This is a genomic window from Craurococcus roseus (assembly GCF_039523795.1).
GTDB lineage: Bacteria > Pseudomonadota > Alphaproteobacteria > Acetobacterales > Acetobacteraceae > Craurococcus > Craurococcus roseus.
Window position 1 is genome coordinate 1 of record NZ_BAAAFZ010000046.1, and the last position, 13,245, is coordinate 13,245.

The following is a 13,245-nucleotide window of genomic DNA, read 5'->3' on the forward strand; positions in this document are numbered from 1 at the left end:
CGCGAGGGCGGCCGCACCGTCGGCGCCGGCGTCGTCGCCAAGATCACCAAGTAACAGCGTTCGGCTCCCCGCGGGCAGCGATCCTGCCCGCGGGGGCGGCCGTCAGGCGATGGCCGTGCGCGCCTCGTAGAGTTCCGGGAAGAAGCGCTTTTCCACTGCGCCTTTCAGATAGGACACGCCGGCCGAGCCGCCGGTGCCGCGGCGGTGGCCGATGATCCGCTCCACCGTCCGCATGTGGCGGAAGCGCCAGGTTCCGAAGCCGTCCTCCAGGTCGACGAGTTCTTCGGCCAGTTCGTACAGCTCCATCTCCTTCTCGCCGGCGCCGTAGATGGCGGCCCAGGCGGCGACCACGGCCGGGTGCGACTCGTGCGGCTTCGACAGGTCGCGTTCCAGCACCTCGGCGGGGATCGGGTGACCGCGGCGCGCCAGCAGCCGCAGCGCCTCGTCGTAGATGGAGGGCGCCTCCAGCGCCGCTCGCAGCGCCGCGTGCGCTTCCGGCCGGTGGGCGTGCGGCTTCATTATGAACGGGTCCTTGGCGCCCATCCGGAATTCCAGCAGCCGGTACTGGAGGGACTGGAAGCCGGAGGAGGCGCCGAGCGACTCGCGGAAGGCCAGGTAGTCGTGCGGCGTCATCGTGGTCAGCACGTCCCAGGCCTCGATCATCTGGCGCTGGATGCGGCCGATCCGCGCGGTGGCCTTGAAGGCCGGGCGCAACTCGTCGCGGCGGATGCAGTCCATCGCCAGGTCCATCTCGTGCAGCATCAGCTTGAGCCACAGCTCCTGCACCTGGTGGATGGTGATGAACAGCAGCTCGTCGTGCTGGCCGGTCAAGGGGTTTTGCGCGGAGAGGAGCCGGTCGAGCCCCAGGTAGTCGGCGTAGGACATGCGCCGGCTGAAATCGGTGGTGATGCCCTCGCCCATCGCCCGGATCGCTCCATACTCGGGCCCATGTTGGACCTCCGCGCAGATTTTTCCCACTTCCTCGGGGCCGAGCCGGACCGGCTGCACTTCGCCGCCCACAGCCACCACCCCTGGCCGGACGCCACGCGGGCGGCGCAGGCGGAGGCCTGGGACGCGGCGGCCCGCTTGCAGGACGGCAAGTGGGAGCTGGTGCTCGGCCCCTTGTGGGACGAGGCGCGGCGGCGCGTGGCGGGCGTGCTGGGCCTGCCCGACCCGGCGACGCTGTGCTTCGCGCCGAACACCCACGAGTTCGCGCTCCGCATCCTTTCCGCGCTGCCGGAGCGGCCGCGCATCCTGACCACCACCGGCGAATTCCACTCCTTCACCCGCCAGGTGGCGCGGTTGGAGGAGGAGGGGTTGGCGCGGGTGGTGCGCGTCCCTGCCGAGCTGGGCGCCGAGGTGCCGGCGCGGCTGGCGGAGGCGGCGCGGGCGGGGTTCGACCTGGTCTGGGTGTCGCAGGTCTTCTTCAACTCGGGTTTCGCGGTCGGGGTGGATGACCTCGCGGCCGCGGCGGGCGACGGCGCCGCTCTGGTGATCGACGGCTACCACGGCTTCATGGCGGTGCCGACGAGCCTGGCGACCGTGGCGGACCGGGCCTTCTACCTCGCGGGCGGGTACAAGTACGCCATGGCGGGCGAGGGCGCCTGCTTCCTGCACGCGCCGCCCGGGTGGCTGCCGCGCCCGCGGAACACCGGCTGGTTCGCGGCCTTCGGTGACCTTTCGGGGCCGCAATCCGGCGTGCCCTTCGCGCGGGACGGGATGCGCTTCATGGGCGCGACCTTCGACCCTTCCGGCCTGTTCCGGCTGGTGGCGGCGCTGCGTTGGCTGGAAGGGCGAGGCGTGTCCGTTCCGGACATCCACGCGCACGCGCACGCCTTGCAGGCGCACTTCGTTGCGGGGCTGGCGGGCACGGGGCTGGACCCGGCGCGCTTGGTCGTGCCGCTCGCGGAGCCGCGGCGCGGCAATTTCCTCTGCTTCGACCTGCCGGACGCCGAAGCCTGGTCGGCGAAGCTGGAGGCGCAGAGGGTGGTGACGGACCGGCGCGGGTCGCGGCTGCGCTTCGGCTTCGGCCCTTACCAGACGGCGGCGGAGGTGGGCGCGCTGCTCCGGCGGTTGCGGTGAGGCCGGCCGGTTGGCGGAGCCCTCGACTTCCCCCGCCCGCTGACCTATACGCCGCTACCCACGCGCCCCGTGTCGGGCCGCGGAGGGGCGTAGCTCAATTGGCTAGAGCGCCGGTCTCCAAAACCGGAGGTTGGGGGTTCGAGACCCTCCGCCCCTGCCAATCCACCGCCGCCCGGCGGCTCAGCAGGGCGGCAGAGGTTCCATCGGGGCGGCATCCCGGGAGGGTGCTGCCCATTCGTCGTGTTCGGGAAGTCGAGGTTAGCTGAGGTGGCCAAGCTGGATCCGGCGCAGTTCGTCCGGGACGTTCGGACCGAGGTGTCGAGGGTCACGTGGCCGTCGCGCCGCGAGACGCTGATCACCACGGGGCTGGTGCTGGCGATGTCGGCGCTGGCGGCGGTGTTCTTCCTGATCACCGACCAGGTGATCGCGTTCGCCATGCGCCGCTTCCTCGGCTTGGGTTGAGGGAGGAACGCGGCTGATGGCCGAGAAGCGCTGGTACGTCGTCCACGTCTACTCCGGGTTCGAGAAGAAGATCGCGCAGCAGATCCGCGAGCAGGCGGAGCAAAAGGGCCTCGCCGACGCGTTCGACGAGATCCTGGTGCCCTCCGAGGAGGTCACGGAGGTGCGGCGCGGGCAGAAGATCAACTCGGAGCGCAAGTTCTTCCCCGGCTACGTGCTGGTGAAGATGGCGATGAGCGACGAGGCGTGGCACCTCGTCAAAGACACGCCCAAGGTCACGGGCTTCCTCGGCGCGCGCAACAAGCCCGCGCCGATCACCGAGGCCGAGGCGCAGCGTATCGTCAACCAGGTGCAGGAAGGCGTGGACAAGCCGCGCCGTCCTTCGATCACCTTCGAGGTGGGCGAGCAGGTGCGCGTGGCGGACGGGCCGTTCACCTCGTTCAACGGCACCGTCGAGGAGGTGGACGAGGAGCGCGGCCGGGTGAAGGTCTCGGTCAGCATCTTCGGCCGCTCCACGCCGGTGGAGTTGGAGTACGGGCAGGTCGAGAAGGCCTGACGCGGCGCGGGCGGCGGTGGACGGAGCCCCCGAGCCGCCGCGCGTGCCCGAGGCCGGGCTGGTCCATCCCACGGCCAAGCTGCGCGAGAGCCGCATCGGGCGCTGGTGCGAGTTGTCCGAGGGTTCGGGCCTCGCCTACAGCACGCTTGGCGATTGGTCCTACCTGATGGAGGGCGCGCAGGCGGCGCACGCGGCGATCGGCAAGTTCTGCGCAATCGCCGCCGGGGCGCGGATCAACGCGCCCAACCACCCGATGGAGCGCGCGAGCCTACACCGCTTCACCTACGTGCCGGAGTACTACTTCGCCGGCGAAGAGCGCGACCGCGGCTTCTTCGCGGCGCGGGCGACGGCGCGCGTCGCGGTCGGCAACGACGTGTGGATCGGGCACGGCGTGACGGTGCTGCCCGGCGTTTCGGTCGGCGACGGGGCGGTGCTCGCGGCCGGGGCGGTGGTGACGCGCGACGTGGCGCCCTACGCGGTGGTGGCCGGCGTGCCGGCGCGCTTCCTGCGCTGGCGCTTCCCGCCGGAGGTGGCGGGGCGGCTGGCGGCTTTGGCGTGGTGGGACTGGCCGGAGGAGCGGCTGCGCTCGGCGTTGGGCGACTTCCGCGATCTGCCGGTGGAGGCGTTCCTGGCTCGGCACGGGGGTTAGGGCCGGGAGGCCACGGCGGGGGCGGGCTTTGATCCTCCCGCCTCACCAAATTTGCGATCTTGTTTTCTTGCCGACGTCGCGCGGGCTTATCGGACGAGTCGGTCGCTTCCAGGGCTTCCGCTCCGCGGGCACCGGGCGCACCACGTCTATTGACGAGCGACTTGTGCTTTTTGTTCCTGGGCGGCAAGTGTTTTCGCGCCCCATCCAAGCGCGGCCGCGCCGCTCCTGTCGCTGCGCGGGACAGCCGGCAAAGGGCGTGTGCGAGCGCCGCGGCTTACCGAAATGTCACAAGCGCGTCATATGCGCTTTGCAAGCATGTCTCTCGCCCGTAGCAACAAACCCTGGCGGTCTCGCGCGCTTTTCTCCCGCGGTGACGGTCGCGCGCACGGTGCGCGTTGGGGGTGGCCGCGATGGACGTGTTGCTGGTCGAGGACGAACCGCTGATCCGCGAGACGCTGGTGGAGGACTTGACGGGCGCGGGATTGGACGTGACCGAGGCGCCCGACGCCGAGACCGCGTTGGGCGCCGCCGGAGAAGCGCCCCAGCCGCCCTATGTCCTCGTGACCGATGTCAACCTGGGCGGCGGGATGGACGGGTTCGCGTTGGTCGAGGAGGTGCGGCGGCGCTGGCCCGGTGTGGGCGTCGTCGTCATCACGGGCAAGCCGTCCAACCTGGGCGGACGCCGCCACGACCCGCGCGAGATCTGCCTGCTCAAACCCTTCGGGACGCCGCGGCTGGCTGCGGCCGTGCATGAGTTGATGGGCTGGTCCCGCCGCTGAAGCAGTTTGGCCGGGACTTGTAGGGGAAGGCCCCTCAGCTCGCGGCGAGGTCCGGCAAGGCCGCCTTCAACTCCTCCAACCTAGCCAGCGTCCACCCGGCCAACGCATCGGCCATCGCCTCCGCCTCGGCGGGGAGTTCGCGCAACGGGAGCGCCGCCGCGAGGAAGGCCGCTTCGCCTTCCAGCGCGGACCAGCCGGGGAGGAGGCCGCGCCGCGCGTGCGGCAGCGCGCGGGGCCTGCGCCTCGGTTCGCCCGCGGCCCCGGCTGCGACGACGGCGTGCGGGCCGCGCGGCAGCGGCGGCTCGGCGCCATCCCAGCCGGCGCCGCCGTCCGGGAAGCGGAGGCCCCAGGCCACGAACCATTCGGCCTCCGCCGGCGCGTAGGGCGGCCGCAGGAAGGCGTGGCCCCACACCGCGCCGTGCTCCGGGTCCGTAGCGTAGGTGGTGCGGCCCGTCGCCCGCATGGCGCGCAGCAGCGGCGCGACCGCTTCTTCGACGCGGCCGAAGGTGCCGGCGAGGCGCGCTTCGGCGGCCAGGAAGCGCTCTGCCGCGAGGAGGTCGTGGATGTCCGCGGTCGTGCGCCGCATGGTGGGTGGCCTCCGGGTGACGTGGTCCGTCGCGCGCGGCGCGGGCGGGCGGCGCGGCTGGCTGGAAGGGATCGGGTTCTCGACCGCTCCTTTAGCAAGCGGGGGCGTGCCGGCCAAAGGCGGCCGGGGCGCAGACGGGGAGTCGGGCCGCCGCCGATCGCCCACGCCGGTGCGCTGCGTTCGGCACGGCGGGCCGCGTTGGCCATCCCTCGCGCGGTCTCGCCCACACCGGCGCCCTCCGCGCCGCTCCGGGGTGTGGAGGCGGCGGTGGCGGCCTCCGCGGCGCCGGTTATCGTGCCGTTCCGGGCCGCCGCGCCGGCCTCAACCGCGGCTTGATGGAGCAGCGACACCATGGCCCAGCCCGAACCCGGCTCCACCCTGATCCGCGGCGCGCTCCTGGCCGACCCCGCGAAGCGCCGGGCGGAACCGGCGGACGTGCTGGTGGAGGACGGCGTCGTCCGCGGGGTGGGTCGCGGACTTTCCGCGCCGGAGGGCGCGCGCGTGGTGGAGGCGGCGGGCCACCTGATCCACCCCGGGCTCATCAACGCCCACATGCACGGCCAGGGCGGCCTGTCGCGCGGGCAGGGCGACAAATGGACGCTGGAGCTGCTGCTGGCTGCCTCGCCCTGGATCGGCGGCGGGCGGTCCTTGCAGGACAAGAAGCTCACCACGCTGATCTGCGCGGCGGAGATGGCCCTGAAAGGCTGCACCGCCGCTTACGACCTTTACGCGGAGTTCCCGCTGCCGACGCGCGACGGCTTGGACGCGGTCGCCGAGGCCTATGCGGAAATCGGGATGCGCGCGGTGGTCGCGCCCATGGTCGCCGACCGGACGGTGTACGAGGCCATCCCCGGCCTGCGCGACGCCTTGCCGGACGACCTGCAAGCGGCGGTGGAGCGCACGCGCCTGCGGCCCGGGGAGGAGACGCTGGCCGCCATCGCCGAGGCGCTGCGGCATTGGCGTTGGGACTCGCACGACATCCGTGCGGCGGTCGCGCCCACCATCCCGCACCACTGCGCCGACGCCTTCCTGTGCGGCTGCGCCCGCCTCGCGCGCGAGCACGGCGTGGCGCTGCACAGCCATGTCGGCGAGAGCAAGGTGCAGGCGGTGGCCGGCCTCAAGCTCTACGGCAAGACGCTGCTGGCGCACATGGACGGCCTCGGGCTGGTGGGGCCGGACTTCACCGCGGCCCACGCCATCTGGATGGACGACGACGACCTGCGGCGGATGGCGGATCGCGGGGCGTCCATCGCCCACAACCCGGGCAGCAACATGAAGCTCGGCAACGGGATGTTCCCGTTGCGGCGGGCGCTCGACCTCGGCGTGAACGTCGGCCTGGGCACGGACGGCGCCAGCTCCTCCGACAACCAGAACATGTACGAGGCGATGCGCTACGCCTCCCTGGTCTCCAAGGTGCAGACGCCCGACCCGCGCGACTGGGCCGGCGTGGAGGAGGTGTACCGCGCCGCCACGGTGGGCTCCGCCAAGGCGCTCGGCTTCCGCGACATCGGGGCGATCGCGCCGGGGATGAAGGCGGACATCGTGTTCCTGGACCTCTCGGCCATCAATTGGGTGCCGCACAACTGGTCGGTGAACCAGCTCGTCCACGTGGAGGACGGTACCTCGGTGCGGCACGTGATGGTGGGCGGGCGCTTCATCGTGCGGGACAGGCAGCTGTTGACGCTCGACGTGGCGAAGCTGGCGGTCGAGGCGGAGGCGGCGCGGGACCGGCTGGAGGCGCTGAACGCGGAGTGGAAGGGGCTGTACGAGCGCCTGGAGCCGGTGGTCGCATCCTTCTGCCCGGCCTTGGCCGCGCGGCCCTATCACGTCCGGCGATACCTCTGCGACGCGCCGGGGTGAGAAGCCCTTGCGGGCGCCGTGCCGCGGCGCGAGGCTGGCATGCGGTTTGCAAACCGGGAGCATCGCTAGGGCAACGACACGGCGCCGATCCGCTCCCAGGGCGGATCGGGGGCGCCGGCAACGGCGGGAGACCGAGATGGCCACCGAACGACGCCGCCTCCTCAAGCTCGCACCCGCCACCGCGCTGGCGGCCCCCGTCGTCATGGCACGGGCGGCGCTCGGCAACGACCCGATCAAGGTGGTCGGCATCCACGACACCTCGGGCGGCCTCGACATCTACGGGCAGCCGATGGTCGCCTGCCTGGACTACGCCGTTGCCGAACTGAACGAGGCCGGCGGGTTGCTCGGGCGCCCGGTGCAGCTCATCAACTACGACCCGCAGAGCAACATCCAACTCTACACCCAATTCGCCACGCAGGCGGCGACGCGGGACCGGGCGGCGGTGGTCCACGCCGGCATCACCTCGGCCTCGCGCGAGGCGATCCGCCCGGTGCTGCGGCGGTACAACACGCTCTATTTCTACAACACGCAGTACGAGGGCGGGGTGTGCGACCGCAACGCCTTCTGCACCGGCTCCACGCCGGCGCAGAACGTGAACAAGCTGGTGCCGCACGTGCTCTCCACCTGGGGCAAGCGGCTCTACGTCGTCGCGGCGGACTACAATTACGGCCAGATCACCAGCAAGTGGATCACGAAGTACGCCCGCGAGGGCGGCGGCGAGGTGCTGGCCGTGGACTTCTTCCCGCTCGACGTCACCGACTTCGGCGCGGCGATCAAGAAGATCCAGGCGGCGCGGCCGGACGCGGTGGTCTCCGCACTCGTCGGCGGCAACCACGTGGGCTTCTACCGGCAATGGGCGGCGGCGGGGCTCAAGTCGGCCATCCCGATGGCCTCCACGACGCTCGGCGGCGGCAACGAGAGCCTGCTGCTGACGCCGGAGGAGGGCAACGGCATCGTCTGCGCCTTCTCCTACTTCCAGGAGGTGGACACGCCCGCCAACAAGGCGTTCCTCCAGCGCTTCCGCGCCAAGTTCGGCGCCCGGACGCCGTACCTCGGCGGGGAGTTGGCCATGCGGACCTACACCGGGTTCCAGCTCTGGGCCGAGGGCGTCCGCCGCGCCAGGACGACCGACCGCATGAAGGTCATCGAGGCCCTGGAAAGCGGCGTTTCCCACGACGGGCCCGCCGGGCGCACCGTCCTCGACCCGAAGACGCACCACGCGACCGTCGACGTGCACCTGGCGCAGGTGGCCGACCGCGGCTTCAAGGTGCTCCAGACCTTCCCGCAGCAACCGCCCAGCGACACGGCATCGGTGTGCGACCTTGCCGCCAATCCGGGCAGCAACACGCAGCACGTGGTGGACGTCAGGATCTAGCGCCGTGGACCTCGCGCTCGCCGTCGGGCTTCAGGTGCTCACCGGCGTCGCCATGCTCGTCATCGTTTCGCTCGGCTTGGCCGTGGTGTTCGGGATGATGCGGGTCATCAACCTGGCGCATGGCGAGTTCATGATGCTGGGCGCCTTCGCGGCGGTGCTGGCCTCGGGCGCGGGGCTCTCCCTGTGGGTGGCGATGCTGGTGGTGGCGCCGGTCGCGGTGGGGCTGTTCGGGCTGGTGGTGGAGCGGCTGCTGATCCGCCGGCTCTACGGCCGCATGGTGGACACCATGCTGGCGACCTGGGGGCTGTCGCTGGCGCTGGTCGGCGGCATGACCATGCTGGTGGGCAACTCCGTGTCCGGCGTCTCGGCGCCGCTGGGCAGCGTGGCCATCGGCGGCTTCCGCACCTCGGGGTACGACCTGTTCCTGATCGGCGCCGCCGTGGCGCTGTCGCTGGGCGTGTGGGCGGCGCTGCGCTTCACGCGCTGGGGCTTGGTGGCGCGGGGCACGATGCAGGACGCCGAGACCGCTTCGGCGTTAGGCGTGGCGCCGGACCGGGTCTACGCGGCGACCTTCGTGGCCGGCGCGGCGCTGTCGGGGCTCGCGGGAGCGCTGCTCGCGCCGCTCTCCGGCGTGGTGCCGACGATGGGCGCGGCCTACATCGCGCGGGCCTTCATCACCGTCATCACCGGGGGCGCCGCCATCCTGGCGGGGACGCTCTCGGCCTCCGGGCTGCTCGGCACGGTGAGCACCCTGGGCACCTTCCTCAGCACGCCGGTGCTGGGCGAGGTGGCGATGCTGGCGGTCGCCATCGTGCTGCTGCGGCTGCTGCCGCGCGGCATCACCGGCCGCGTCTTCCGGCGGGCGCTGTGACGGCGGCGGGGCGCGCAGCGTTGCACATCGGCGCGGCGGCGGCGCTGGCAGCGGCGGCGGTCACGGTGCTGCCCGGGGCGCTGGAGCTGTTCGCGCTCATCAACGCCACGGTCTGGGCGGCGATGGCGCTGCTGGCGCTGTCCTTGGCCTTCGCCTGGGGCGCGGGCGGCATCCTGTGCTTCGGGCAGACGGCGTTCTTCGGCCTGGGCGGCTACGCCTACGCGGTGGCGGGCATCAATTTCGGCGACGGCGCGCTGGCGGTGCCGGTGGCGCTGGCGGTGGCGACGCTGGCGGCGGCGGCGCTGGGATGGCTGATGTTCTACGGGCGGGTAGGCGACGTCTACATGGGCGTCATCACCCTCACCGTGACGCTGATCCTGTTCAAGTTCGCCAACTCCACCGCGGGGGAGCAGTGGCGCATCGGCGCCGCGCCGCTCGGCGGGTTCAACGGCATCCCGCAGACGCCGCCGCTGAACTGGCCGGGCGAGCCGGACAACGCGCTGACGCCGGAGCAGGTCTTCGTCTTCGCCGTGCTCTGCCTCTTCGGGTGCTATGCCGCGGTGAAGCTGGTGCTGTTGACCCGCTTCGGCCGCGTCGCCGTCGCCATCAAGGAGAATGAGCTGCGGGCGGAGCTGCTGGGTTACGACGTGCGGGCGCACCGCCTGGGGGTGTTCACCATCGGCGGGGCGATGGCCGGGCTGGCGGGCGTGCTGTTCGCCAACTGCGTGTTCGTCAGCCCGACCATGTTCTCGCTGGCCTATGCCGGGCAGGTGGTGATCTGGGTGCTTGTCGGCGGGGTCGGCACCTTTGCCGGGCCCATGGCGGCCTGCGTGGCCTTGCAGGCGTTGACGGCCTGGGCGGGCACCGTGCCGGGCTTCGATCCCAACCTGTTGCTGGGCGGCGTGCTGCTGCTGGCGGTGGTCGCCGTGCCGCGGGGGCTGCTGCCGACGGCGCAGAGCCTGCTCGTCCGTCTCCGTCCACGGCCGCGGCGGCGCGGGGCCGAAGAACGGCCGATGGCGCCCGCCGAATGACCGCGCCGCCCCCTCTGCTCGCCACTGAGGAGCTGACCATGCGCTTCGGCGGCGTGGTCGCGGTGGACCGGGTCAGCGTCTCCATCGCCGAAGGCGAGCTGCGCTGCCTCATCGGGCCGAACGGCGCGGGCAAGAGCACCTTCTTCCGCTGCCTCACCGGCCAGTACCGGCCCACATCGGGGCGCGTGCTGTGGCGCGGGCGGGACGTGACCGGCTTCGACCCGTTCCGGATGGCGCGCTTGGGCATCGGCATCAAGACGCAGGTGCCGGCGCTGTTCGACGGGCTGCCGGTGGTGGAGGGCGTGCGCCTCGCCGCGCGGCGGCTGCACGGGGAGCGCGAATCCCGGCGCTTGGCCGACGCGGCGCTGGACCGCCTCGGCATCGCCCACCTCGCGGACCGGCCGGCGGGGCTGCTCGCGCACGGGCAGCGGCAGCTCGCGGAGCTGGCGACGGTGGTGGCGCCGGGGCCGGACCTCGTCATCCTGGACGAGCCGACGGCGGGCATGGGCGCGGAGGAGACGGCGCGCACCGCCGGGCTGATCCGCGAGCTGAACCGGGACCACGCCGTGGTGGTGGTGGAACACGACATGCAGTTCATCCGCGCCATCGCGCGCACGGTCACGGTGTTCCACCAGGGCCGGGTGCTGGTGCAGGACAGCGCCGACCGCGTTTTGACCGACCCGCGGGTGCGCGACGTCTACCTGGGGCGCGCCGCCGCATGATGGAGGCGGAGGGCCTCTACGCCGGCTACGGGCGCATCGGCGTGCTCGACGGGGTTTCGCTCCGGGTGGGCGCGGGCGAGTGCGTCGGCATCCTCGGGCACAACGGCACCGGCAAGACGACCTTGCTCAAGACGCTCATGGGCTTGCTGCCGGCGGCGCGCGGCTCCATCCGGCTGGACGGCGAGGCGATCGAGCGCCTGCCCGCGCACCGCCGCGCCCGCGCCGGGCTGGGCTACGTGCCGCAGGGCCGGCGCATCTTCCCGGCGCTGTCCGTGCGGGACAACCTGCGCTTCGCGGCGGCCGCCGCAGGACTGGGCGAGGAGGCAGCGGAGGCCGTGCTGGCCGACTTCCCGGAGCTGCTGCGGCTGCTCGACCGGCTTGGCGGCGCGCTTTCGGGCGGCGAGCAGCAGATTCTCGCACTCGCCCGCGCGCTGGTGGCGCGGCCGCGCCTGCTGCTGCTCGACGAGCCGACGGAGGGCATCCAGCCCAGCATCGTGCAGGCGATGGCCGAGCGCATCGGGGGCCTGCGTGCCGCGCGGGGCCTTTCCGTGCTGCTGGTGGAGCAGAACCTCGACTTCATCCGCGCCCTGTCCGACCGCGTGCTGCTGATCCACCGCGGCCGGATCGTGCGCGAGCTGCCCGCCGCCGGGATGGAAGACCCGGCGCTGGAACACGAGTTCATCGGCTGACCCCGGGAGGAACCGCCATGTCGCTGTTCACGGTCAAGACCCCCACCCTGGAGACGATGCGCGAGGTCGCGCAGGAGCTGGGCTTCGACAACATGGGCGACGACGACCTGCGCCTGCACATGAAGATGCTGGAAGGCAACTTCGCGGCCTACAACATCGTGGACCAGATGCCGGACGAGGTGCCGGAGGTGCGCTACCCGCGCACGCCCGGCCGCAGGCCGGCGCCGGATGAGAACCCGCACAACGCCTGGTACGTGAAGACCAGGGTGGAGGGCGCCGCCTCCGGCAAGCTCAAGGGCAAGGAGGTCGCGCTCAAGGACAACATCTGCCTCGCCGGCGTGCCGATGATGAACGGCGCCTCGACGCTGGAGGGCTACGTGCCGGACGTGGACGCGACGGTGGCGACGCGCATCCTGGACGCTGGCGGCACCATCGTCGGCAAGACGGTGTGCGAGTACTTCTGCTTCTCCGGCGGCAGCCACACCAGCAGCACGGGGCCGGTGCACAACCCGCACCGGCGCGGGTACTCCGCCGGCGGCTCGTCGTCGGGCAGCGGCGCCGTGGTGGCGGCGGGCGAGGTGCCGATGGCGCTCGGCGGCGACCAGGGCGGCTCCATCCGGATGCCGGCCTCCTTCTGCGGCATCTACGGCATGAAGCCGACGCACGGGCTGGTACCCTACACCGGGATCATGCCGATCGAGCTGACCATCGACCACACCGGGCCGATGACGGCGACCGTCGAGGACAACGCGCTGCTCCTGGAGGTGCTGGCCGGGCCGGACGGGCTGGACCCGAGGCAGTACGGCGCCGCGTCGAAGCCCTACCGCGACGCCATGGGCCGCGGCGCCGGGGGCTTGCGCATCGGCGTGGTGAAGGAGGGCTTTGGCTGGCCGCAAAGCATGGAGAAGTCGGACGCGGTGGTGCGCGAGGCCGCCGACCGCTTCCGCGGCCTCGGCGCCACGGTGGAGGAAGTGGAACTGCCGATGCACCGCAACGGAAGCGCGATCTGGCTGCCCGTGGCGGCCGAGGGCGCCACCATGCAGATGATGCACGGCAACGGTTTCGGCTTCAATTGGCAGGGGCTGTACGTCACCAGCCTGCTGGACGCCCACAGCAACTGGCGCGAGCGGGCGGACGAGCTGTCAGACTCGCTCAAGAACACGATGCTGATCGGCCACTACATGCTGACGCGCCACCGCGGCCGGTACTACGCCAAGGCGCAGAACCTGGTCCGGCGGCTGCGCGCGGCCTACGACGCGGCGCTCGCGCGGTACGACCTGCTGCTGATGCCGACCCTGCCGATGACCGCCAGCAAGCTGCCGGCGGCGGACGCGCCGGTGGACGAGGTCGTCGCGCGCGCCTTCGAGATCCTGCCGAACACCGCGCCCTTCGACTGCACCCACCACCCCGCCATGAGCCTGCCCTGCGGCACGGCGGACGGCCTGCCGGTGGGGATGATGCTCGTGGGGCGCATGTTCGACGAGGAGACGATCTACCGGGGCGCGGCGGCGTTCGAGAAGGGGGTGGATTGGAAGTCGATCAAGGCGTGACCGCGGCTTGGCCCACTTGCGCCTCCGATGAAGGGC

Annotated in this window: 14 protein-coding genes and 1 tRNA gene; 13 read left to right on the forward strand and 2 right to left on the reverse strand. The window is 72.1% G+C overall.

Features of this window, described 5'->3' with window-relative positions; genetic code table 11:
• Positions 1-102 precede the first annotated feature (102 nt).
• The gene (locus ABD067_RS14575) at positions 103-921 is read right to left on the reverse strand and encodes a tryptophan 2,3-dioxygenase (protein WP_343896050.1); all 819 of its coding nucleotides are present in this window, start codon (positions 919-921) and stop codon (positions 103-105) included.
• A gap of 27 nt (positions 922-948) precedes the next feature.
• Here ABD067_RS14575 and ABD067_RS14580 point away from each other — a divergent pair, with 27 nt between their 5' ends.
• The 6 genes from ABD067_RS14580 (at position 949) to ABD067_RS14605 (ending at position 4,525) form a co-directional block, all read left to right on the forward strand.
• Entirely contained in the window at positions 949-2,082 is a 1,134-nt protein-coding gene (locus ABD067_RS14580; RefSeq protein ID WP_343896052.1) for an aminotransferase class V-fold PLP-dependent enzyme, read from the forward strand.
• A gap of 83 nt (positions 2,083-2,165) precedes the next feature.
• A tRNA-Trp gene (locus ABD067_RS14585) sits at positions 2,166-2,242 on the forward strand.
• Positions 2,243-2,349: 107 nt separating this feature from the next.
• Positions 2,350-2,544, forward strand: coding sequence for a preprotein translocase subunit SecE (gene secE, locus ABD067_RS14590; RefSeq protein WP_343896054.1), 195 nt, complete (start codon positions 2,350-2,352; stop codon positions 2,542-2,544).
• A 16-nt stretch (positions 2,545-2,560) separates the two neighbouring features.
• Positions 2,561-3,097: a transcription termination/antitermination protein NusG gene (gene nusG, locus ABD067_RS14595; RefSeq protein WP_343896056.1), complete on the forward strand. Its 537-nt coding sequence runs from the start codon at positions 2,561-2,563 to the stop codon at positions 3,095-3,097.
• A gap of 16 nt (positions 3,098-3,113) precedes the next feature.
• Positions 3,114-3,746 carry a DapH/DapD/GlmU-related protein gene (locus ABD067_RS14600; RefSeq protein ID WP_343896058.1) on the forward strand — a complete coding sequence of 211 codons (633 nt, stop codon included), beginning with the start codon at positions 3,114-3,116 and terminating at the stop codon, positions 3,744-3,746.
• 410 nt (positions 3,747-4,156) lie between these two features.
• On the forward strand, positions 4,157-4,525 hold the full coding sequence (locus ABD067_RS14605; protein WP_343896060.1) for a response regulator transcription factor: 369 nt from the start codon (positions 4,157-4,159) through the stop codon (positions 4,523-4,525).
• A 34-nt stretch (positions 4,526-4,559) separates the two neighbouring features.
• Here the strand turns inward: ABD067_RS14605 and ABD067_RS14610 are convergent, their stop codons facing one another.
• Positions 4,560-5,111: a hypothetical protein gene (locus ABD067_RS14610; protein ID WP_343896062.1), complete on the reverse strand. Its 552-nt coding sequence runs from the start codon at positions 5,109-5,111 to the stop codon at positions 4,560-4,562.
• Positions 5,112-5,462: 351 nt separating this feature from the next.
• Between ABD067_RS14610 and ABD067_RS14615 the strand changes: the two genes are divergently transcribed.
• The 7 genes from ABD067_RS14615 (at position 5,463) to ABD067_RS14645 (ending at position 13,209) form a co-directional block, all read left to right on the forward strand.
• Entirely contained in the window at positions 5,463-6,971 is a 1,509-nt protein-coding gene (locus ABD067_RS14615) for an amidohydrolase family protein (protein ID WP_343896064.1), read from the forward strand.
• A gap of 136 nt (positions 6,972-7,107) precedes the next feature.
• Positions 7,108-8,346: an urea ABC transporter substrate-binding protein gene (locus tag ABD067_RS14620; protein ID WP_343896066.1), complete on the forward strand. Its 1,239-nt coding sequence runs from the start codon at positions 7,108-7,110 to the stop codon at positions 8,344-8,346.
• 4 nt (positions 8,347-8,350) lie between these two features.
• Positions 8,351-9,217 carry an ABC transporter permease subunit gene (locus tag ABD067_RS14625; protein ID WP_343896068.1) on the forward strand — a complete coding sequence of 289 codons (867 nt, stop codon included), beginning with the start codon at positions 8,351-8,353 and terminating at the stop codon, positions 9,215-9,217.
• Positions 9,214-10,248 (forward strand): branched-chain amino acid ABC transporter permease, encoded by a 1,035-nt coding sequence (locus ABD067_RS14630; RefSeq protein ID WP_343896070.1) that lies wholly within the window; start codon positions 9,214-9,216, stop codon positions 10,246-10,248. Before ABD067_RS14625 ends, ABD067_RS14630 begins: the two co-directional genes overlap by 4 nt.
• Positions 10,245-10,970 (forward strand): ABC transporter ATP-binding protein, encoded by a 726-nt coding sequence (locus ABD067_RS14635; RefSeq protein WP_343896072.1) that lies wholly within the window; start codon positions 10,245-10,247, stop codon positions 10,968-10,970. Before ABD067_RS14630 ends, ABD067_RS14635 begins: the two co-directional genes overlap by 4 nt.
• Positions 10,967-11,659: an ABC transporter ATP-binding protein gene (locus tag ABD067_RS14640; RefSeq protein ID WP_343896074.1), complete on the forward strand. Its 693-nt coding sequence runs from the start codon at positions 10,967-10,969 to the stop codon at positions 11,657-11,659. The genes ABD067_RS14635 and ABD067_RS14640 overlap by 4 nt, the downstream gene beginning before the upstream one ends.
• 17 nt (positions 11,660-11,676) lie before the next feature.
• A complete protein-coding gene (locus tag ABD067_RS14645) occupies positions 11,677-13,209 on the forward strand; it encodes an amidase (RefSeq protein ID WP_343896076.1) in 1,533 nt (510 codons plus the stop codon).
• Positions 13,210-13,245: the final 36 nt, after the last annotated feature.